This window comes from Actinomycetospora sp. NBRC 106375, from assembly GCF_030269665.1.
In the GTDB taxonomy this organism is placed as follows: Bacteria; Actinomycetota; Actinomycetes; order Mycobacteriales; family Pseudonocardiaceae; genus Actinomycetospora.
In genome coordinates this window covers 62,185-82,118 of the sequence record NZ_BSTS01000012.1, presented here as the reverse complement: position 1 = coordinate 82,118, position 19,934 = coordinate 62,185, and the positions used below count along the sequence as shown (strand labels likewise).

General features: G+C 74.5%; 23 protein-coding genes. 12 read left to right on the top strand and 11 right to left on the bottom strand.

The features are described from left to right. The first annotated feature begins 2 nt into the window (after positions 1-2). Positions 3-233 (top strand): MbtH family protein, encoded by a 231-nt coding sequence (locus QSK03_RS20650; RefSeq protein WP_285656012.1) that lies wholly within the window; start codon positions 3-5, stop codon positions 231-233. Next, positions 233-1,171, top strand: a complete 939-nt coding sequence (locus QSK03_RS20645) for a methionyl-tRNA formyltransferase (RefSeq protein ID WP_285656009.1) — start codon at positions 233-235, stop codon at positions 1,169-1,171. The genes QSK03_RS20650 and QSK03_RS20645 overlap by 1 nt, the downstream gene beginning before the upstream one ends. A 58-nt stretch (positions 1,172-1,229) precedes the next feature. Here the strand turns inward: QSK03_RS20645 and QSK03_RS20640 are convergent, their stop codons facing one another. Then, positions 1,230-1,388, bottom strand: a complete 159-nt coding sequence (locus QSK03_RS20640; protein ID WP_285656006.1) for a hypothetical protein — start codon at positions 1,386-1,388, stop codon at positions 1,230-1,232. Positions 1,389-1,650: 262 nt separating this feature from the next. On the opposite strand from QSK03_RS20640, the gene QSK03_RS20635 reads away from it, so the two are divergent. Further along, positions 1,651-2,433: an electron transfer flavoprotein subunit beta/FixA family protein gene (locus QSK03_RS20635; protein ID WP_285656003.1), complete on the top strand. Its 783-nt coding sequence runs from the start codon at positions 1,651-1,653 to the stop codon at positions 2,431-2,433. A 29-nt stretch (positions 2,434-2,462) separates the two neighbouring features. After that, on the top strand, positions 2,463-3,422 hold the full coding sequence (locus QSK03_RS20630; protein ID WP_285656000.1) for an electron transfer flavoprotein subunit alpha/FixB family protein: 960 nt from the start codon (positions 2,463-2,465) through the stop codon (positions 3,420-3,422). A gap of 71 nt (positions 3,423-3,493) precedes the next feature. Here QSK03_RS20630 and QSK03_RS20625 read toward each other — a convergent pair whose 3' ends face one another. After that, positions 3,494-4,735, bottom strand: a complete 1,242-nt coding sequence (locus QSK03_RS20625) for a cytochrome P450 (protein WP_285655997.1) — start codon at positions 4,733-4,735, stop codon at positions 3,494-3,496. A gap of 184 nt (positions 4,736-4,919) precedes the next feature. Here QSK03_RS20625 and QSK03_RS20620 point away from each other — a divergent pair, with 184 nt between their 5' ends. From QSK03_RS20620 to QSK03_RS20595, 6 genes are all read left to right on the top strand, one after another. Continuing rightward, positions 4,920-6,107: a cysteine desulfurase family protein gene (locus QSK03_RS20620; RefSeq protein ID WP_285655994.1), complete on the top strand. Its 1,188-nt coding sequence runs from the start codon at positions 4,920-4,922 to the stop codon at positions 6,105-6,107. A 73-nt stretch (positions 6,108-6,180) separates the two neighbouring features. Then, complete coding sequence (gene mnmA / locus QSK03_RS20615) at positions 6,181-7,248, top strand: tRNA 2-thiouridine(34) synthase MnmA (RefSeq protein ID WP_285655991.1); 1,068 nt, start codon at positions 6,181-6,183, stop codon at positions 7,246-7,248. Positions 7,249-7,383: 135 nt separating this feature from the next. Continuing rightward, complete coding sequence (locus tag QSK03_RS20610; protein WP_285655988.1) at positions 7,384-7,869, top strand: hypothetical protein; 486 nt, start codon at positions 7,384-7,386, stop codon at positions 7,867-7,869. Positions 7,870-7,907: 38 nt separating this feature from the next. Then, positions 7,908-8,273: a hypothetical protein gene (locus tag QSK03_RS20605; RefSeq protein ID WP_285655985.1), complete on the top strand. Its 366-nt coding sequence runs from the start codon at positions 7,908-7,910 to the stop codon at positions 8,271-8,273. A gap of 28 nt (positions 8,274-8,301) precedes the next feature. Continuing rightward, the gene (locus tag QSK03_RS20600; RefSeq protein WP_285655983.1) at positions 8,302-8,658 is read left to right on the top strand and encodes a PRC-barrel domain-containing protein; all 357 of its coding nucleotides are present in this window, start codon (positions 8,302-8,304) and stop codon (positions 8,656-8,658) included. A 1-nt stretch (position 8,659) separates the two neighbouring features. Beyond that, on the top strand, positions 8,660-9,445 hold the full coding sequence (locus tag QSK03_RS20595; RefSeq protein WP_285655980.1) for an enoyl-CoA hydratase/isomerase family protein: 786 nt from the start codon (positions 8,660-8,662) through the stop codon (positions 9,443-9,445). 36 nt (positions 9,446-9,481) lie between these two features. Here QSK03_RS20595 and QSK03_RS20590 read toward each other — a convergent pair whose 3' ends face one another. From QSK03_RS20590 to QSK03_RS20570, 5 genes are read right to left on the bottom strand one after another with little or no spacing between them, the layout of a single operon-like run. Beyond that, on the bottom strand, positions 9,482-10,681 hold the full coding sequence (locus tag QSK03_RS20590; protein WP_285655977.1) for a xanthine dehydrogenase family Fe-S subunit: 1,200 nt from the start codon (positions 10,679-10,681) through the stop codon (positions 9,482-9,484). After that, positions 10,672-11,505 carry an FAD binding domain-containing protein gene (locus QSK03_RS20585; RefSeq protein WP_285655974.1) on the bottom strand — a complete coding sequence of 278 codons (834 nt, stop codon included), beginning with the start codon at positions 11,503-11,505 and terminating at the stop codon, positions 10,672-10,674. The genes QSK03_RS20590 and QSK03_RS20585 overlap by 10 nt, the downstream gene beginning before the upstream one ends. 13 nt (positions 11,506-11,518) lie before the next feature. Further along, positions 11,519-12,298, bottom strand: a complete 780-nt coding sequence (locus QSK03_RS20580; RefSeq protein WP_285655971.1) for an enoyl-CoA hydratase/isomerase family protein — start codon at positions 12,296-12,298, stop codon at positions 11,519-11,521. A 43-nt stretch (positions 12,299-12,341) separates the two neighbouring features. Continuing rightward, positions 12,342-14,729: a xanthine dehydrogenase family protein molybdopterin-binding subunit gene (locus QSK03_RS20575; RefSeq protein WP_285655969.1), complete on the bottom strand. Its 2,388-nt coding sequence runs from the start codon at positions 14,727-14,729 to the stop codon at positions 12,342-12,344. Continuing rightward, complete coding sequence (locus QSK03_RS20570) at positions 14,726-16,327, bottom strand: class I adenylate-forming enzyme family protein (protein WP_285655966.1); 1,602 nt, start codon at positions 16,325-16,327, stop codon at positions 14,726-14,728. The genes QSK03_RS20575 and QSK03_RS20570 overlap by 4 nt, the downstream gene beginning before the upstream one ends. Positions 16,328-16,424: 97 nt before the next feature. On the opposite strand from QSK03_RS20570, the gene QSK03_RS20565 reads away from it, so the two are divergent. Then, on the top strand, positions 16,425-16,955 hold the full coding sequence (locus QSK03_RS20565) for a PadR family transcriptional regulator (protein WP_285655963.1): 531 nt from the start codon (positions 16,425-16,427) through the stop codon (positions 16,953-16,955). Here QSK03_RS20565 and QSK03_RS20560 read toward each other — a convergent pair. Both QSK03_RS20560 and QSK03_RS20555 read right to left on the bottom strand, forming a co-directional pair. After that, a complete protein-coding gene (locus QSK03_RS20560) occupies positions 16,952-18,178 on the bottom strand; it encodes an acyl-CoA dehydrogenase family protein (protein ID WP_285655960.1) in 1,227 nt (408 codons plus the stop codon). The genes QSK03_RS20565 and QSK03_RS20560 overlap by 4 nt on opposite strands. Before the next feature lie 78 nt (positions 18,179-18,256). Beyond that, positions 18,257-19,171, bottom strand: a complete 915-nt coding sequence (locus QSK03_RS20555; RefSeq protein WP_285655958.1) for a helix-turn-helix domain-containing protein — start codon at positions 19,169-19,171, stop codon at positions 18,257-18,259. A gap of 67 nt (positions 19,172-19,238) precedes the next feature. On the opposite strand from QSK03_RS20555, the gene QSK03_RS20550 reads away from it, so the two are divergent. Then, a complete protein-coding gene (locus QSK03_RS20550; protein ID WP_285655956.1) occupies positions 19,239-19,547 on the top strand; it encodes a hypothetical protein in 309 nt (102 codons plus the stop codon). A gap of 32 nt (positions 19,548-19,579) precedes the next feature. Here the strand turns inward: QSK03_RS20550 and ykgO are convergent, their stop codons facing one another. Beyond that, positions 19,580-19,702 carry a type B 50S ribosomal protein L36 gene (ykgO, locus tag QSK03_RS20545; protein WP_285655954.1) on the bottom strand — a complete coding sequence of 41 codons (123 nt, stop codon included), beginning with the start codon at positions 19,700-19,702 and terminating at the stop codon, positions 19,580-19,582. A 33-nt stretch (positions 19,703-19,735) separates the two neighbouring features. Next, positions 19,736-19,900, bottom strand: a complete 165-nt coding sequence (rpmG, locus tag QSK03_RS20540) for a 50S ribosomal protein L33 (protein ID WP_274203511.1) — start codon at positions 19,898-19,900, stop codon at positions 19,736-19,738. Between the last annotated feature and the right edge of the window lie 34 nt (positions 19,901-19,934).

The following is a 19,934-nucleotide window of genomic DNA, read 5'->3' as shown; positions in this document are numbered from 1 at the left end:
TCATGACCAACCCCTTCGACGACGCCGACGGGCGCTTCCTGGTCCTCGTCAACGACGAGGACCAGCACAGCCTCTGGCCGGTGTTCGCCGACGTGCCCGCCGGGTGGCGGGTCGTGTTCGGTGCCCCGCCCGAGGGCGAGACCCGGGAGGCCTGCGTGTCCTACGTCGAGGAGCACTGGACCGACCTGCGGCCGCGCAGCCTGCGCGAGCGCACCGCGGCGGAGGCCGGCTGATGCGCGTCGTCCTGTTCGGGTTCCAGAAGTGGGGGGCCCAGCTCCTCGCCGCGCTGCTCGACTCCCGCCACGAGGTCGTGCTGACCGTCAGCCACCCCGAGGAGGGGGAGTGGGCACCGGAGATCTTCGACGAGTCGATGGGCGACCTCGCCCGCAAGCACGACATCCCCGTGCTCTACCGCGAGAAGGCCGTGGACGCCGAGCTGGTCGAGGCGATCCGCGAGTCGGGCGCCGAGATCGGCCTGGCCTGCAACTGGCGCACCTGGATCAGCCCGGAGGTGTTCTCCGCGCCGGCGCGCGGCACCGTCAACACCCACGACTCGCTGCTGCCGCGCTACGCGGGCTTCTCCCCGCTGAACTGGGCGCTGATCAACGGTGAGAGCCAGGTCGGGATCACCGCGCACTGGATGGACGCCGATCTCGACCGCGGCGACATCATCACCCAGCGGACCGTGCCGGTGACCCCGACCGACACCACCGAGGACCTCTTCGCACGCACGGTGCCGCTCTTCGGGCCGCTCTCGCTCGACGCCTTCGACCGCATCGAGTTCGGCCCGCACGACTGGCTGCGCCAGGACCCCGAGCACGCGTCGTTCTTCCACAAGCGCGCCGACCCGGACAACAGGATCCACTGGGACCGGTCCGCGCGGGACCTCGTCAACCTCGTGCGGGCGCAGACCGGGCCGTACCCGAACGCGTGGTGCCTGCACTCCGGCGAGCGGCTGCGGGTGCTCGAGGCCTCGGTGTCGCGGGAACGCTGCGGCGGGACGATCGGGCGCGTCTTCGCCCGCGAGGGCCGGGGCGTCATCGTCGTCGCGGGGCCCGAGGCCTGGCGGGGCCGGCAGTACGGCCTGGTGCTCCAGCGCGTGCTCGACGCCCGGGGCGTCGAGCACGTCGCCGGCGACTACTTCCGCCGGATGGGCGACTACCTGGGCTGACCCGGACGAGCGGTCCCCGGCCGGCGTCGCTGCGCGAGCGACACCGGCCGGGAGGCCCTCAGTGCTGCCCGCCGCCCTTGCCGCGGAACTTGTTCACCATGTCCTGGGCCTTCTGACGGTTCTTCGGGTCCTGCGCGTAGCGCTTCGCCTGGTCGGCGTACTTGCGACCCTGCGGGCTGCGCAGGAACTCCTGCACCTTCTGGAACAGACCGGGCACGACGTCTCCTGAGGGGCGGGCGGGGCGGTCTCTCCGCCCCGCTGACCGCCAGCATATCGCCCGTTTCGGACACCCTCGGGTTACTGCCGAGTAGGGCCCTACACCCTACTCGTCAGTAACATGAGAGGGATACGCCACCGTGCCTTTCCCGATCAGGCGTGGGAGAGTCGGGGCAGAACGCAGGTTACCGACGAGTACGTTACCGGGCGGTAGCCCCGGCGCTCGGCCGGACGATGCGAGCACAGGAGGTCGCAGAACGCCCATGAACATCGTCGTGCTGATCAAGCAGGTGCCCGACACCTGGTCGGAGCGCACGCTCTCCGACTCCGACAAGACGCTGGACCGCGCGTCGACCGACGCCGTGCTCGACGAGATCAACGAGCGCGCCGTCGAGGAGGCGCTCAAGATCAAGGAGGCCGGCGACGCCGAGGTCACCGTCCTGACGGTCGGGCCCGACCGCTCCACCGACGCCATCCGCAAGGCCCTCTCGATGGGCGCGGACAAGGCCGTCCACGTCAACGACGAGGCCCTGCACGGCTCCGACGCCGTGACCACGGCCAAGGTGCTGGCCAAGGCCGTCGGCACCGTCGGGGAGGTCGACCTGGTGCTGGCCGGCAACGAGGCCACCGACGGCCGCAGCGGCGCCGTGCCCGCGATGCTCGGCGAGGTGCTCGGCTGGCCGTCGCTGACCCACGCGAACGCGCTGACCGTCGAGAACGGCACCGCGACGGTGAAGCGCGAGACCGACGAGGGCACGTGCGACGTCACCTCGGCGCTGCCCGCCGTCGTGAGCGTCGGCGAGAAGATCAACGAGCCGCGCTACCCCTCCTTCAAGGGGATCATGGCCGCGAAGAAGAAGCCGGTCAGCGCGATCGGCATCGCGGACCTCGGGCTCGACGCGGGCGAGGTCGGCCTCGCCGGCTCGCTGACCCAGGTCGACTCCTTCGCCCCGCGCCCGCCCAAGTCCGGCGGCCAGAAGGTCGAGGACGAGGGCGACGGCGGCACGAAGATCGCCGAGTTCCTCGTGGGCCAGAAGCTCATCTGATCACCCCCTGACTGCGAAGAGGAGAACCCATGGCTGAGGTCCTGGTCCTCGTCGACCACGTCGACGGGGAGATCAAGAAGAACACCTACGAGATGCTCACGGCCGCGCGCCGGCTGGGCGAGCCGTCCGCGGTCGTCGTCGGCACGCCCGGCACGGCGGCGAAGCTCGCCGAGGGTCTCGCGGCGCACGGCGCCGAGAAGATCTACGTCGCGGAGTCCGACGACGCCGTCAACTACCTGTCGACCCCGCAGGTCGACGCGCTGGCCGCCCTCGTCGAGCGGGTCTCCCCGCCGGCGGTCCTCGTCGCCGCGGGCGCCGACGGGCGCGAGGTCGCCGGCCGCCTGGCCGTGCGCACCAACTCCGGCTGGCTCAACGACGTCGTCGACCTCGACGGCGAGCGCGAGGGCACCCACTCGATCTTCGGTGGCGCCTTCACCGTCTCGGCCCGCGCGACCACGGATACCGCGGTGATCTCGTGGCGCGGCGGCTCGATCGAGCCCGAGGAGCACGCGGGCGCCGGCGCCCAGGAGACCGTCGACGTCCCGGCGATCGACGAGGCGACGTCCGCCAAGGTGTCGAACCGCGCGCCGATCGTCGGCGGCGACCGCCCGGAGCTCACCGAGGCGAACGTGGTCGTCGCCGGTGGCCGCGGTGTGGGGTCGGCCGACAACTTCTCGGTCGTCGAGACGCTCGCCGACTCGCTGCACGCCGCCGTCGGCGCCTCGCGTGCCGCCGTCGACTCGGGCTACTACCCCAACCAGTTCCAGGTGGGGCAGACCGGCAAGACGGTGTCGCCGTCGCTCTACATCGCGCTCGGCATCTCCGGCGCGATCCAGCACCGCGCCGGGATGCAGACCTCGAAGACGATCGTCGCGGTCAACAAGGACCCCGAGGCCCCGATCTTCGAGATCGCCGACTTCGGTGTCGTGGGCGACCTGTTCTCGATCAGCCCGCAGCTGAGCGAGGAGGTCGGCAAGCGCAGCTCGTAGGCGCGCCCTGTCTTTCTGACCGAAGGGCACCTTCGCTCGATCTCCTCGAGCGAGGGTGCCCTTCGGTCGTTTCAGCGCAGGGGTGTGAACGTCACCGGCAGGTGCGAGATCGCCCAGGTGGTCCCGATCGTCTCGACGACGTCGGCGGGGTCGGTGAGGCGGAGGTCGTCCATCGCGGCGAGGGCCTCCTCGAGGGCGACCTTCATCTCGGCGCGTGCCGGGTGCATCCCGACGCAGACGTGGGAGCCGAACCCGAAGGCCATGTGCCGGTTCGGGCGGCGGTCCAGGTCGATCTCGTCGGGGCGCGGGAACGTCCGCGGGTCGTGGTTGGCCCCCGCCCAGTTGAGGTAGACGCGCTCGCCCGTGCGCAGCTCGCGCCCGCCGATGACGCAGTCGGCGGTCACGGTGCGGGTGTGCGAGCGCGTCGGCGTGGCGTAGCGCATCAGCTCCTCGATCGCGTCGGGGATGCGGGCGGGCTCGGCGCGCAGCCGCTCGGCGACGTCGGGCCGCTCGGCCAGCAGCAGGAACAGGAAGCTCATCGTCGACGCCGTGGTCTCGAAGCCGGCGGGCAGCAGGATCATGCAGTAGTCGAGGATCTCGGTCTCGGTCAGCGGCCGGTCGTCGACCGTCGCCGCGCAGAGCAGCGACACGATGTCCTCGCCCGGCGCCCGCCGGCGCTGCGCGGCGAGCCCGCCGAAGAAGTCGTAGACCTCGGCGGCCGCCGCGCCGTCGGCGCCCTCGCCGCGCACGAGTGAGACGGCGAGCTCGGCGAGGCGGCCGCGGTCGGGGCCGGGGACCCCCATCGCCTCCATCAGCGAGTGGGCGGCCAGCGGCGTGCAGAACTGACCGAACAGCTCGGCGCGGCCGTGGGGGAGGACCGCGTCGAGCAGCGTGCGCGTGACCTCGCGGTAGGCGGGCTCGCGCGCCGCCTGCGCCGACCGCGACAGCGGCGGCGCGATGATCTGCTTGTACTGGCGGTGCAGCGGCGGGTCGGACTCCATCGGGATCACCGGCCGGGTGTTGCCGAGGTCCTGGAGCAGCACGGGGAACGCGGAGAACGCCGTCCCCTCGGCCCGGTGCACGTCCTGGATCTCCTCGTACCCAGAGACCGTCCAGATCCCGGCCTTGTAGCCGTCGGTGTGGGTCACCGGGCAGCTCTGCGCCATCTCCCCGGCGACGCGCACGTACCGGCCCCGGGTGAGGGTCTCCGAGAGCGGGTCGAAGTGGTCCCGCCGGAACCCGGGGTCGTCGTGGGCGCCGGCCGGGCACTGCGGCGCCCAGTAGCCGACCCCGTCCCGTGTGTCCTCGGTCATGGGGCCTCCCGCGACGACCGGTGGCTGGTCCGATCCCCGTCCCGGCGACGGACGTGACCGGCCGCGACGCTAGTGCGCGCGCCCGTGTGTGACCACTGCGTGACCACGAGGTCGCCGTCGGTGCACGGGTCGGTACCGATCAGGGGAGACCAGCCGCGCGCGAGGGGATTACGCTGGCCGGTCGATGACGTACCTCGACCACGCGGCGACCACGCCGATGCTGCCCGAGGCGGCAGCCACCCTGACCGAGGCGCTCGGGCGCGTCGGCAATGCGTCGTCGCTGCACTCGGCGGGACGCCGGGCGCGCCGGGCGGTCGAGGAGTCGCGCGAGACCATCGCCGAGGCCGTCGGCGCCCTGCCGTCCGAGGTCGTGCTCGCCACCGGCGGCACCGAGGCCGACAACCTCGCGCTGAAGGGTCTGTACTGGGCGCGCCGGGCCGCCGACCCGCGGCGCACCCGGGTGGTCGTCTCCGCCGCGGAGCATCACGCGGTGCTCGACGCCGGGGAGTGGCTCGCCGAGCACGAGGACGCGGTCCTCGACGTCCTGCCCGTCGACCCCGAGGGCCGCGCCGACCCGGCCGCCCTGAAGGCCCTGCTCGCCGACCACGGCGACGAGGTCGCGGTCGTGTCCGTGATGTGGGCGAACAACGAGGTCGGCACCGTCAACGACGTGGCCGCGCTCGCGGAGGTCGCGCACTCCTGCGGGGTGCCGATCCACACCGACGCCGTCCAGGCCGTCGGCGCCGTGCCCGTCGACTTCGCGGCGAGCGGGGTCGACGCCCTCTCGCTGACCGGCCACAAGCTCGGCGGGCCGGTCGGGGTCGGCGCGCTGCTGCTGCGCCGCGACGCCGCCTGCACCCCGCTGCTGCACGGCGGCGGGCAGGAGCGCGACGTCCGCTCGGGCACCCTCGACGTCCCCGGCACGATGAGCCTCGCGACCGCCGTGCGCGCCGCCGTCGCCGACGTCTCGCGCCGGACCACCGTGCTCACGGCCCTGCGCGACGACCTCGTCGCCCGGGTGGTGACCGCGGTGCCCGACGCGCGGCTCAACGGCGTACCGCTCGACCGCCCCGGCGAGCGCCTGCCCGGCAACGCGCACCTGTCGTTCCCCGGCTGCGAGGGCGACAGCCTGTTGATGCTGCTCGACGCGCGCGGCATCGAGTGCTCGACGGGCTCGGCCTGCACCGCGGGCGTCGCCCGCCCCAGCCACGTCCTGCTGGCCATGGGCCTCGACGAGGACCTCGCCCGCGGGTCCCTGCGCTTCTCGCTGGGCCACAACTCCACGGCCGCCGACGTCGACGCCGTGGTCGAGGCGATCGGCCCGGTCGTCGAGCGCGCCCGCCGCGCCGGCGACGCGCTGGCCCGGTCGTGATGGTGGCCGTCGGCCAGGTGGGCAGTTCGGACAGCGATAGCCGTCCGAACTGCTCACGTGCGCGGAGCGCACGGTGAGAGTGCTGGCCGCGATGAGCGGCGGCGTCGACTCGGCGGTGGCGGCGGCCCGGCTGCGCGACGCCGGGCACGACGTCACCGGCGTGCACCTCGCGCTGTCGGCGAAGCCCGCGACGATGCGCGAGGGCGCCCGGGGCTGCTGCTCGGTCGAGGACTCCCGCGACGCCCGGCGCTGCGCCGACGTCCTCGACATCCCGTTCTACGTCTGGGACATGGCCGCGCGGTTCCGCGACGACGTCGTCGAGCCCTTCGTCGCCGAGTACGCCGCCGGCCGCACGCCCAACCCCTGCCTGCGCTGCAACGAGAAGATCAAGTTCTCGGCGGTGCTCGAGCGGGCGCGGGCGCTGGGCTTCGACGCCGTCGGGACCGGGCACTACGCGCGGCTCTCCTCCGGCGGGGTGCTCCGCCGGGCCGCCGACCCCGACAAGGACCAGTCCTACGTCCTCGGCGTCCTGCGCCCCGACCAGCTCTCCGGGGCGATCTTCCCGCTCGGCGCGAGCCCGAAGACCGAGGTCCGCGCCGAGGCCGCCGAGCGCGGGCTCGTCGTGGCCGAGAAGCCCGACAGCCACGACATCTGCTTCATCCCGTCCGGCGACACCCGCGGCTTCCTGGGCGAGCGGATCGACGACGCTCCCGGCGAGATGGTCGACACCGCCGGCGAGGTCGTCGGCCACCACCGCGGCGTCCACGACTTCACCGTCGGCCAGCGCCACGGCCTCGGCATCCGGCGCCCCGCGCCCGACGGCCGGCCGCGCTACGTGCTCAGCCTCGAGCCGGTGAGCCGGACCGTGCGCGTCGGACCGGCGGAGGAGCTGGACGTGACGGTGCTGCACTGCGCCGCTCCGGTGTGGCTGGGCGAGGTGCCGACCGACTGCGTGGTCCAGGTCCGCGCCCACGGCGGGCTCTCGGCGGCGACGGTCCGGGTGGTCGACGACGGCGTCGATGTCGCGCTCGCCGAGCCCCTGCGCGGCGTCGCGCCGGGGCAGGCGGCGGTGTTCTACCGCCCGGACTCCGGCGGCGACGTCGTCCTGGGTAGCGCGACCATCGCGGCGACGTCGCGCTGAGGCGGGCGCTCCTGATGATCAGGAGCGCGTGGTGCACGCGGCCGCCGCGGCCGAGGTGGATGAGGTGCTCGTGATCTCCGTGGAGCCGTCGGTGATCCTCCGCCGTCTAGTGTCCGGAGTAGAATCGATCGCACGATGACAAGCAACTGCATCGGGTGCGGCCGCGAGATCCCCGCGGAGCGCACCGAGCTGGGCTACACCTACTGCACGGCCCCGGCCTGCCAGGCGCAGTACCGCCAGGGCCCGACGGTCACCGCCGTGGCCGTCAACAAGAGCGGCGACGCGTACCGGGTCGCCGAGCCCGAGGACATCGCCGCGCGGGCGGCGGCGGGCGAGTTCGCGACCAAGAACACGGGGCTCGGGACGGTCCACCAGGACACGCCGCGGGTCCCGGCGCCGCGACGCCCGACGACCCGACCCACCCGGCCCACCCGCACGGCACGCCCGGCGACCCCGGCCTGGACCCCGGCCTGGACCCCGGCCCAGGAGAACATCGTCCGGCTCTACGCCGACATGGGCCTCTCGCCGCGGCAGATCGCCGCGCGGGCCCGCGAGAACACGCCGCGTCTCGGCATCACCGAGGCGCTCGCGGTGCGGATCCTCTCCTCGCCGCGCCGCTGAACTGCCGCGGTCACCGGGCCGACGGTGTTCTCCCGGGCATGACCGACCTCGCCGCGCGCCCCGACCCGACCGCCCTGCTCGTCACCCACGCCGCCGCGCGGAACGGGACGGGCGCACCCGTGATCGGCCCGGCTGAGGCGGACACGGCGCTGCGGTGTGCCCGCTACGCCCGGCACGCCTACCCGGGACCGGTGGGCGAGCTGATCAGCACCGACATCCACGCCGCCGTCGCCGGCGACCTGCCCGCGGGTCCTGTCGTCCGCCGGGTGGTCAGCGCCCTGCGGACCATGGAGCGGTCCCGCCCCCTGCCGCCGCTCGAGGGCGACCGCCGCCTGCCCGCCCGCCACGTCCCCGGCTCCGGCGGGCGCTGGGCCTACCGGACCGCCGCCGACGACGCGTGCTGATCGCCCGCGGGCCCTTAAGCTCCGGCCCATGGGCTTCGAGGCGGAGAACATCCGCGACTGGCAGGGCAAGGCCGTCGTCGACCCGACCGGCGGGAAGATCGGCGATCTCGAGGCGATCTACGTCGACACGCTCTCCGACGAGCCCGCGTTCGCGACGGTCGTCGTCGGCATCATCGGCCGCCGGCGCCTCGCGTTCGTGCCGCTGGCGGGGGCGACGGTGGCGCCCGACCACGTGCGCGTGACCGTCGCGAAGGACCTCGCCAAGCACGCACCGTCGATCGACACCGACGGCGAACTGGCGGCCGAGGACGAGCCGGCGGTGTTCGAGCACTACGGGCTCCCGACCGCGACGCCCGGTGGTGCGCGCCGGCTCGCGCGGCGCTGACATGCCGATCCGCGTCGAGGACGACGCCACCGACCCGCGCGTCACCGTCCTGACCATCGACCGCCCGGAGGCCCGCAACGCGCTCGACCCCGAGCACCAGGCGGCCCTCGGCGACGCCGTGTTCGCGTTCGAGTCGGACGACACCAAGCTCGTCGCCGTGCTCACCGGCGCCGGCGACACGACGTTCTCGGCCGGCGCCGACCTCAAGCGCCTCATCCCGACCTACCGCCACCGCGTGCGCGCCGGCGAGGACCCGCCGTGGAACTTCGGCGGCTTCACCGCGACCGAGCGCGCCAAGCCGCTGATCGCCGCGGTCAACGGGCACGCCCTGGCCGGCGGGCTCGAGATGGCGCTCGCCTGCGACATCCGCCTCTGCTCGCAGAACGCGACGTTCGGCCTCGCCGAGACCAAGTGGGCGATCATCCCCGGTGCCGGCGGGACCGTGCGGCTCCCGCGCGCCGTGCCGCTCGGGCTGGCGATGGAGATGATCCTGTCCGGCGAGCCGATCGACGCCGCCGAGGCTCACCGCGTCGGGCTGGTCAACCGCGTCGTCCCGCTCCGGGAGCTGCTGCCGCGGGCGCTGGAGCTCGCGCGCTCCATCGCCGACCGGGGACCGCTCGCCGTCCGCGAGGCCCGCGCCCGCGTCCTCGACGGCCTCGGGCTCGAGCACGACGAGGCGATGGCCCGGGAGCACGCCGCGTTCCTGCGGGTCATGCGCACCGACGACGCCGAGGAGGGCCCGGCGGCGTTCGCCGAGAAGCGCCCGCCGCGGTACGAGGGCCGGTGAGGGACGAGACCGCCGAGGACGAGCACGGGGGCGGGCCTACTGGCTGGTATCCCTCGCCGAGCGAGTGATACGAGCCAGTAACCGCCGGCCCCGGACGCGCAGGCCCCCGAACAGGGCGGTGACGACCAGGCGCAGCGGGCTCGTCGTGCTCCGGGGCGCCTCGCCGGTCCGCGCGGCCTCGTCGACGTTCGCGGCGAACTGCTCGAACATCCGCCGCGACACGTCACCGGCCAGCGCGCGCCCGAACTGCGCGACGCGGCCGGAGAGGTGGACGTCGGCGTCGGCCCACAGCGTCGTCCCGCCGTCGGGCGACGGGTCGGCCGCGAGCCGGATGACGGCCTGCGTCGACGACCCGCCCCGGTCCGCGCCCTGGGCGAGCACGCGCATCCGCCGGCTCGCCGCGTCCCGTTCCTCGACCTGGGCCAGGCCCTCGAACCGCAACGACACCGGCCCGAGCGCGACGACCGCGCGCCCGCGGTAGCGGTCGTCGCCGAGATCCTCGGTCATCTCCGCGCCCGGGAGGCAGGCGACGAGCCGCGAGACGTCCGCGAGCACGGCCCAGACGTCATCGACGGGCGAGGCCAGCCCACGGCGGACGTCGACGGTGACCGTCGGCGGGCCGGACGGCACCGTGATCTCCGCCGGGATCTCGGGCGAGCGTGTGGCATCACGGACACCGGATGTCTGCGGTGGCGCACCGCTGACACGCCCGACCAGCGCCGGGGGCACGGCGGCGCGGGGCGGGGGGACGCCGTCGGGGTGGGTGCGGGCGACGTCGGCGACGGCGGCGAGGATCCCGCGGTAGCCCGTGCACCGGCAGAGCACGCCGGACATGTCCTCGGGCAGCGTCGCCTCGTCGTAGGTGCCGCCGGCCAGCAGGTCGTAGGAGCTCATCAGCATCCCCGGCGTGCAGAAGCCGCACTGCAGGGCGTGGTGGTGGGCGAACGCCTGCTGCAGCGGGTGCTGGTCGTCCACGGCGCCGAGCCCTTCGACGGTCGTGAGCGCCGCCCCCTCGCACTGCACCGCGAACAGCAGGCAGGCGCGCACGGCCTCGCCGTCGAGCAGCACCGTGCACATGCCGCACACGCCGTGCTCGCAGCCGACGTGGGTGCCCGTGAGCCCGAGGCGGTCGCGCAGCACGTCGGACAGGGTGGTGCGCGGCGACACGGCGACCGTGACCGCGCGCCCGTTGACGGTCAGGGAGACCTCGGCGGTGGCGTCGGCGTCTACGAACACGCGGCCTCCCGGTGCGCCCGCGCCAGCTCCCGCGCCGCGAGCACGCCCAGCAGGCGGGCGCGGTAGCCGCGCGAGCCGTGGGCGTCGCCGTCGGTGTCGACGATCTCGCTCGCCAGGGCGTCGGTGACCGGGCGCAGGCCCGCCTCGGTCGGGTCGTCGAGCGTCAGCTCGCGGACCACGGGCCGGTCGGAGACCCCGAACGCGGCGAGCACCGCCGCGTCGCCGCGGACCCGCACCGCCACCCCCGCCAGCGCGAAGTCCCCGTGCCGGCGGGCGATCTCGGCGAACCCGAAGCCCTCGCCGGCGCGGGCGGCCGGGAAGCGCACCGCCGTCACCAGCTCGTCGAGGTCGACCGCGGTGGTCATCGGCCCGGTGACGAACTCCCGCGCAGCCACCGAACGCTCACCCCGCGGCCCCCGGAGCACCACGGTCGCTCCCAGGCACGCGGCGACCGCGGGCAGCTCGGCGGCCGGGTCGGCGTGGGCGAGGCTCCCGCACACCGTGCCGCGGCTGCGCAGCTCGCGGTGGCCCACGAAGGGCATGGCCCGCCCGATGAGCGGGACCGACGCCGTGGACGGCGATCTCTCCACGGTGCGCTGCCGGACCGCCGCCCCGATCTCCAGCTGCCCGTCGACGACCGACAGATCGTCCAGCCCCGGCAGCCGCGTGATGTCCACCAGCGTGCCCGGCCGGCCCAGGCGCATCGCCAGCACCGGCACGAGCGACTGCCCGCCGGCGAGCACCTTGGCGTCGCCGCGGGCCAGCACGTCCACCGCCTCGTCGACGGTGTCGGGGCGGCAGTAGGCGAACGCGGCCGGTTTCACGAGATCACCGCCTTCATCGCCCGGTGAACTCGGGCTTGCGCTTCTCGCCGAACGCCGCGACGCCCTCGGCGAAGTCGTGGCTCGAGCGCAGCATCGCGTAGGCCTTCCGCTCGAGCTCGATGCCGGAGTACAGGGGCGCGTCGATCCCGCGGTCGAGCACCTCCTTCGCGGCGCGCAGGGCCAGCGGCGAGAAGCCGAGCATCGTCGTCACCAGGGCTTCGGTGGCCGCGTCGAGCGCCTCGCGGTCGGCGTGCAGCTCGGCGACGACGCCCCAGTCGGCGGCCTCCTGGCCGGTCATGCGCCGCGCGGTCATGACGTGGTGCTTGGCCCGCGAGATCCCGATCAGCCGCGCGAGCCGCTGCGTGCCGCCGGAGCCCGGGATCATGCCGAGGTTCATCTCGGGCAGCGCGAAGCGGCTGCGCTCGGTGGCGAGGCGGATGTCGCACGACAGCACGAGCTCGAGGCCCACGCCGAACGCGTAGCCGTCGACGGCGACGATCACCGGCTTGGGGCTGCGCGAGGGCGCGGTGACGTCGTGGCCGAGGTCGGTGAAGTCGATCGGCTCGACCTCCATGAACCCGGCGATGTCCCCGCCCGAGGAGAAGTGCTCGCCGTCGGAGCGGATCACGACGACCTGCACCGCCGGGTCGCGGTCGATCTCGGTGAAGCGCTCGGCCATGAGCCGGCGCATCTCCCAGGTGATCACGGTGTACCGGCCGTGGGACAGCGTCACGTCCGCGACCCGCCCGTCGTGCGACCGCTCGAGCCGGACCTCGCCGCCGGTCAGTGCCATGGGAACCCTTCGTCGTGGTCGGGTACGTGAGCAGTTGGCGCCCCTATCGGGGCGCCAACTGCTCACGAAGGAGGTCGTGGAGCACGGAACCGTGCAGGGGCAGGGAGGTGACGGGGACGCCGGCGGGGGCCAGGGCGTCGGCGACGGCGTTGGCGTAGGCCACCGGCAGGCTCATCGAGCTGCCCTCGCCGCAGCCCTTGGCGCCGAGCGGGGTCAGCGGCGAGGGCGACGAGACGTGGTCGCTCACCAGCTCGAACGCCGTCTCCGCGCTGGTCGGGCACAGGTAGTCGAGGAAGGTCGCCGACGTCGGCTGGCCCGCGGGGGAGTAGCGGAACTCCTCGTACGCCGCGCCGCCGAGCCCGTGCACCAGCGCCCCGAGCACCTGCCCCTCGAGCAGCACCGGGTCGAGGATCGTGCCGGCGTCGTGCACGGTCGCGACCCGGTCGAGGGTGACCTCCAGCGTCGCGGCGTCGATCCGCACGCCCACCATCTCGGCCACGAACCCGTAGCAGAGCGACGAGTTGATCCGGTCCTCGGCGGTCGCCGCGACGGCCTCCGGCGGCACGAACTCGCCCTCGGTCGAGAGCCGGGCCGGCGAGCCCGCCGGCAGCGCGCCCGGGTCCCAGTGCACGACGCCCGCCGCGTGCCGGAAGAGACACGACGCGCCGGATGCCGGGTCGCGCACCGAGCCGTCCGCGAGCTCGAGACCGGACGCGTCGACACCCAGCAGCACCGACGCCCCGGCGCGCACCGTCTCCGCCAGCCGGTCCACCGCCGCGATCACGGCGCTCGTCACCAGCGGCGCGAAGCGCGACGAGTAGCTGCCCGACGTCACCGTCCAGGGCGTCGAGGCGGTGTCCATGTCCACGGTCGCGCGGACCTGCGAGACCGGCAGCCCCAGCCGCGACGCCGCCACCCGGCGCGCCACCGTCGCGTGCCCCTGGCCCTGGGGCACCGAGCCGAGCAGGACCGTCACCACGCCCTGCAGGTCCACCGACGCGCGCACGATCTCCGTCGACCCCGACTTGTCGCGGCCGGGCTTGCGGTCGGCGGCCGGCGTCGCGAGCCCCACGTAGCCGATGTTGGTGCCGGACGGGTCGACGACGAGCGCCAGCCCGACGCCGTAGTACGCCCCCTCGGCCCGGGCCAGCGACTGGCGCGTCCGCAGCTCGTCGTACCCGCCCTTGGCGAGCAGCAGGTCCAGCGCTCCCGTGTAGTCGCCGGAGTCGTAGAGCCCGCCGGTCGGCGTGCGGTGCGGGAAGGAGCGCACGAGGTTGCGCCGGCGGACCTCGGCGACGTCCAGCCCGGTCCGGCCGGCGACGGCGTCCATCAGCCGCTCGAGCCCGAAGTAGAGCTGCTGCCCGCCGAAGCCCCGGTTGAGCCCGGTCGGGGCGCGGTTGGTGACGACGGCGCGGGCGCGGATCGCGACGGCGGGCACGTCGTAGGCCCCGGTGATGTTGCCGAAGCAGCGGTAGAGCGTGCTCGGCTCGGGCGGGCGCAGGTACGCGCCGACGTCGTCGACGAGGTCGACACGCAGGGCGTCGACCGTCCCGTCGGCACCGACCGCCGCCGAGAACGTCATCACCCGCCCGGCCCCGGACGAGCTGGACAGCAGGTGCTCGACGCGGTCCTCGGTCCAGCGCACCGGCCGGCCCGCGTGCTTTGACGCCAGCGCCATGAGCACCACGTACGGGTAGATGCCGGACTTGATGCCGAAGCTGCCGCCGATGTCGGCCGGCACGTGCAGCCGCAGCCGGGAGACCGGCACCCCGAGGGCCCCGGCGACGACCGGGACCATCGTGAACGGGCCGTGGAAGTTGGCCCACACCTCGACGGCGTCGACACCCCAGTGCGCCACCACCCCGTAGCACTCCATCGGCACCGACGAGTAGCGCGGGAACGTGTACTCGCCGTGCACGACGTGGTCGGCGCGGTCGAAGGCGTCGTCGACCGGCCCGAACGAGAACGTGCGGTCCGTGGCGACGTTCGTGCCCGCCTCGGGGTGCAGCAGGACCGCGTCGTCCGACAGCGCCGACCGGGTGTCGACGACGACGTCCAGCGGCTCGTAGTCGATCGCCACCAGCTCGCAGGCGTCCTCGGCGACGTAGCGGTCGGTCGCGACGACGACGGCGACGGGCTCGCCGACGTAGCGCGCGGCGTCGGTCGCGGACGGCAGGTAGGGCATCGGCGTCGTGGTCGAGAGCGGGAACGGGCGCACGGCCGCGCGCACCTCGTCGGGCCCGATCACCGCCGCAACGCCGGGGTGCGCGCGGGCGGCCTCGAGGTCAGCCGCGCGGATCCGCGCGTGCGGGTGCGGGCTGCGCACGACCGCGGCGACGAGCGTCCCGGGCAGCGGGTCGAGGTCGTCGACGAACCGCCCGGCGCCCGCCACAAGGGCCGCGTCCTCGTCGCGTGCCGGCGTCCAGCTCACGGCGTCGCCCGATCCGAGCGGAGGTGCCCTTCGCTCGGTCGACCCGAGCGGAGGTGCCCTTCGCTCGGGACCCCGCCGGCCGTGTCCGCGAGCGCCGTGTAGTCCCCGCTCACGAGCACGCGGCGCAGGGTCTTGCCGACCGCCGAGCGGGGCACGGCGTCGATCGCGATCACGCGCTTCGGCCGGCGCAGCGACGGCAGCCGATCGCGCGCCCAGGACTCGGCGCCCCGCACGGCGTCCGCCGGCGCGATCCCGGCACCGGGCACGACGAACGCCGTCACCGCCTGCCCCCAGCGCTCGTCGGGCAGCCCGACCACGACGACGTCGGCGACCGCCGGGCAGAACGCGAGCGCGGCCTCGATCTCGTCGGGGTAGACGTTCTCGCCACCGGTGTTGATCATGTCGTCGACGCGGCCGCTGACCCAGAGGTCGCCGTCGTCGTCGGCCACGGCGAGGTCGCCGGTGAAGTACCAGCCCCCGCGCACGGCCTTCGCGGTCGCGTCCGGGCGCAGCCAGTAGCCCCCGAACGCCTCCGGGCTCGCCATCGACACCGCGACCTGGCCCTGCTCGCCCGGCGCGACCTCGTCGTCGGGTCCCGCGCCGGGGGACGGGTCGATGAGGCGCACGCGGCTGAACATCCCCGCCCGCCCCGCGCAGCCCGGCTTCGCGGCGACGTCCGGGCCGATCGTGAACGTGTAGATCTCGGTGGAGCCGAAGTGGTTGACGAACGCCTCCGGCGCCACAGTCTCGACCAGCCGCTCCGCCAGCGCGGGCGCCATCGGCGCGCCCGCGTAGGCGAGCCGCCGCACCCCGCCCAGGGCCGACGGCGAGGCCTCGCGCAGCAGGGTCCAGAACATCGTCGGCACGAGGTAGAGCGAGGTGACCCGCTCGCGCGCGATCAGCTCGGCGGCCTCGGCGGCGTCGAACCGGGCCTGCGGCACCCACGTCCCGCCCGCGAGCACCGTCGCGAGCAGGGTCCGCACGCCCATCGTGTGGAACAGCGGCATGACGCCGAGGACGACGTCGCCCGGGCGCTGACCCGTCTGCACGAGGTGCGCGACGGCCGCGGCGTGCTCGGCGCGGTGGGTGCGCGGCACGCCCTTCGGCCGCCCGGTGGTGCCGGAGGTGTAGAGCATGACGCTGACGTCGTCGGCGCCGGGCGGGTCCGACGGCGCGGTGTCGGGCTGGTCGGCGGCCCGTCGCTCGAGGTCGGCCACCCCCAGGTGCGTCACCGGGCGGATGCGCTCGTCGCCCATCGCCGTCGCGGTCGCCTCAGCGGTGGCGGCTTCGCTGACGACGAGCGCGGGCGCCGCGTCGGCCAGGCAATGCGCGAGTTCGGGCGGGCCGAACCGCGGCGAGAGCGGCGTGGCGACCGCCCCGAGGCGCTGCGCGGCGAGGTGCAGCGACGCCGCCGGCTCGCCGCCGACGAGCACGAGCGCGACCCGGTCGCCGCGGCGCACCCCGAGACCGCGCAGGGCGTGGGCCAGGCGGGCGGTGCGGGCGTCCCATTGCGCGTAGGTCATCGGGGCCGGCCCGCCGACGGCCCGGCGTGCGGGGAAGCGGTCGACCGCCCACGTCCACGCCGTCGCGAGGTCCATCCGGTCCCGCCTCCCGATCATGCTCCGCCGCATACGGTCTGTTTCGGACGGTATGACATGGACACTCGACGGGCAAGAGTGGGTACGCTCCGTGCCCGTGGCCGACCGGCTCTCCCCGACCTCCTACGTCGTGCTCGGCACGATCGCGCTGCGGGGGCCGTCGACGTCCTACGACCTCAAGCGGGCGGTCGGGCGCTCCATCGGCTACTTCTGGCACTTCCCGCACGCCCAGCTCTACTCCGAGCCGCAGCGCCTGGCCGAGCTCGGCCTGCTGGCGGCGGAGACCGAGGCGCAGGGCCGGCGCCGGCGCACGTTCCGGCTCACCGACAGCGGGCGCGCCGAGCTCAAGGCCTGGCTCGCGGAGCCCACGCCCGAGCACTTCCAGATGCGCGACATCGCCGAGCTCAAGCTGTTCTTCAACGAGGTCGCCGAGCCCGGCGACGTCGAGCGGCTGGCGCGCGAGCAGATCGCCGCCCACCGCGAGCGGATCGCGGTCTACGAGGACATGCAGGCGCGCTACGCCGACCTCGACGCCGTCGCGAAGCGGATGATCACCCTGCGGCTCGGGCTCGAGATGGAGCACGCCGCCCTGCGCTTCTGGACGGCGCTGGTCGACGAGGTTTCCTAGGTCATCCCGGACGCCGCGAGCGGGTCGTAGCCCGGGGCGCGGAACAGGTCCTGGAGCTGGCGGCGGCGCACCCCGATGTTGCTGCCCTCGATGATCGGGTAGGCCAGCGCCTCGTTGAGGTACTCGACGATCGGGAACCGCGCGTCGTACGAGGTCACGCCCACCAGCTTGACGAGGTCGTTGATCACGTCCACGCCGGTCTCGGAGCCGAAGACCTTGGCGTGCAGGGCCAGCTCGGGCGCCGACGGGTGCTGGGCGAGGACGGCGTCGAGCGCGCGCCAGGCCAGCAGCCGCGTGGCCTCGATCCTCCCCTTGGCGTCGGCGAGGACGTCCGACACCGCCTGGTGGTCGATGATCGGCGTCGGGCCCCCGCGCGTCTCCGTGGTGGCGAAGCGCAGCGCGACGTCGAAGGCGCCCCGCATCGCGGCGACGGCGAAGATGCCGATCGAGGCGCCGCTCGGCAGGAAGGCGTTGCGGGTCAGCGCGGCCCCCTGGCCCTCGGCGCCGAGCAGGTTCGCCTTCGGCACGCGGACGTCGTGGAGGCGCACCCGCGAGGTCAGGCAACCGCGCAGGCCGGGCAGGTCGTAGTGCTCCTCGACCTCGACGTGCCCGGCGAGGTGCTCCCGCTCGGCGACGATCAGCGAGATGCCGCCCGGTGCCCGGCAGACGATGGTCATGAGGTCCGGGCCGTCGCCGTCCCAGCCCGACAGGTGCGACGCCCACGCCTTGCGGCCGGCGATGACGTAGTGGTCGCCGTCGGGTGTCGCGGTGGTCCGCGTGCCCGTCGGGCTGTCGAAGTTCGCGCTGCCCTCGGGCTCGCTGTAGGCCGTCGCCGCGAGCGGTGCCCCGGAGTCGGCGAGGAACGGCGCGACGAAGCGCGCGACCTGCTCGGGCGTGCCGGCCTCGTAGACCGGCGCGAGCGCGATGAGCGGGCCGGCCATCGAGATCGTGACGTCGGGGCTGTGCACCGCCCACTCTTCGACGAAGATCGCTGCATCGACGCCGTTCGCGGCGGTGCCGCCGACCGGGGCCGGGATGAGGCCCTTGAGGAAGCCCTGCCCGACGGCCTTCTCGAAAACCGGGCGGGCCAGCAGCGCCCGGGTCAGCGGGTCCGGCTCGGTGCGGACGGCGGCGGCGAGGTCGCGCAGGTGCTCCTCGGCGAAGGCGCGGGCGGCGGCCTTGAGCTGTTCTTGCTCGGGGCTCAGCAGGAAGGACACGGTCATGCTCTGCAGAGCGTGGCGCGGCCCGTCGGCACCGTCTCGGCTTTCCGGGCACCGCACCGTGCCGTTCGTGCACGCCGACTACGGGCGCCGCTCCCGCGGCGAGACCCCGAACCGGCGCCGGAACGCCCGCGCGAACGCCGTCGGGTCGTCGAACCCGTGCGCGCGGGCGACCGCGGTGACCGTCGCCGTGGTCGCGGGGTCGGCGAGCACCGCCGCGCACCGGTCCAGACGCCGGTGCCGCACCGTCGCGGCGAACGACTCGCCGGTGCCGGCGAAGAGGTGGTGCAGCGTGCGGGGCGAGATGGCGAAGAGCCGGCACACGCCGGCGACGGTGAGGTCGCGGTCGCCGAGGTGGCGCTCGACGTGGGCGAGGACCGCGGCGCGGGTGACGCCGGCCCGCGGTCGCTCCGCGGGCGCTCCGGCGGTCGCCGCCGCCACCGCGGTCGCAAAGGACTCGGCGAGCTCGCCCGCCGCAGGGTCGGCGGCGTCGAGCGACCACAGCGCGGGCATGAGCGCGGCCACCGCGGCCCCGGCCCCCGTGGCGGTGACGGCCCGGCCGAGCCGCGGTCGCCGCCCGTGCAGCTTCGCGTCGAGCTCGCCGTGCGGGACGCGGAACGACAGCATCTGCCAGGGCCGGTCCAGCTCGAAGAAGTACGGCTCCGCGGTGTCGACGACGACGAGCTCGCCCGCGCGGACGACGCTCGTGTGCTCGCCGACCGTGGTCACGCAGCGGCCGGCGAGCTGCAGGTTGACGAAGTAGTACGCGCCGGCGGTGCGGGCCACCTCGCGCGGCCCGTGGTCGGTGCGCTGGGGACGGGAGCGCAGCCGGGCCCGGTTGAGGCCCGCGAGCGCCCGGGTCTCGACCTTGGCGGCGAACCCCGTCTCGTCGGTGGTGCGGTGCGGGGTGAGCGGGACGAAGGCCTGGCAGATGACCTCGTGCCAGTACGAGAACTGCTCGCGCGCCGGCAGCGTCGCGATGTCCCAGACCGCCACCGCCCCGACGGTAGCCCGGCGCCCGTCCCCACGGAACGGTCTCGGAGCCGCGCGGCACACTGCGGGGATGACGACGGCGGGCGGGGACGGCGGGGACGACGCGGACCTGGTGGCCGGGGAGCCGCGCAGGGTGCTGCGCCGGGCCCTCGCGCACCTGTCCACGCAGCGCCGCGAGGACGGGTCGCTCGAGCTGCTGGGCGACGTGCCGCCGGAGCTCGCCGACCCGCTGGTGCGCGCCATGGGGCGCATCGGCGAGGAGCTGGCGGCCGATGACGAGCGCCGGGGGGAGGTGCCCCGCAGCGGCGGGCGGTTGCAGGCCGACGCCTTCCTCGCCCTGCTGCTGCGGGTCACCGACACGCCGCCGGAGCAGGCGTAGGCCGGCCGGCTCAGCCCCGGCTCAGCCCCGGCTCAGGCCTGCCGGGCCTTCCAGCGCGGGTTCCGCTTGTTGATCACCAGGACCTTGCCGTGCCGGCGCACGACGCGCGATCCCGGCTTCTGCTCGAGCGCCTTCAGCGACGCGCGGACCTTCATGGCCTCTCCTCCCTGACGGGGTCGGAGGAGCGCTCAGCGCTCCTCGCGGAAGTCGACGTGGCGACCGACGCGGGCGTCGTACTTGCGCAGCACGAGCCGGTCCGGGTCGTTGCGGCGGTTCTTGCGGGTCACGTAGGTCGTGCCGGTCCCGGCCGTCGAGCGCAGCTTGACGATCGGGCGGACGTCGTTGCGGGCCACCGGTTCCCCTCCTTGTTGAGAACGATTATCGTTC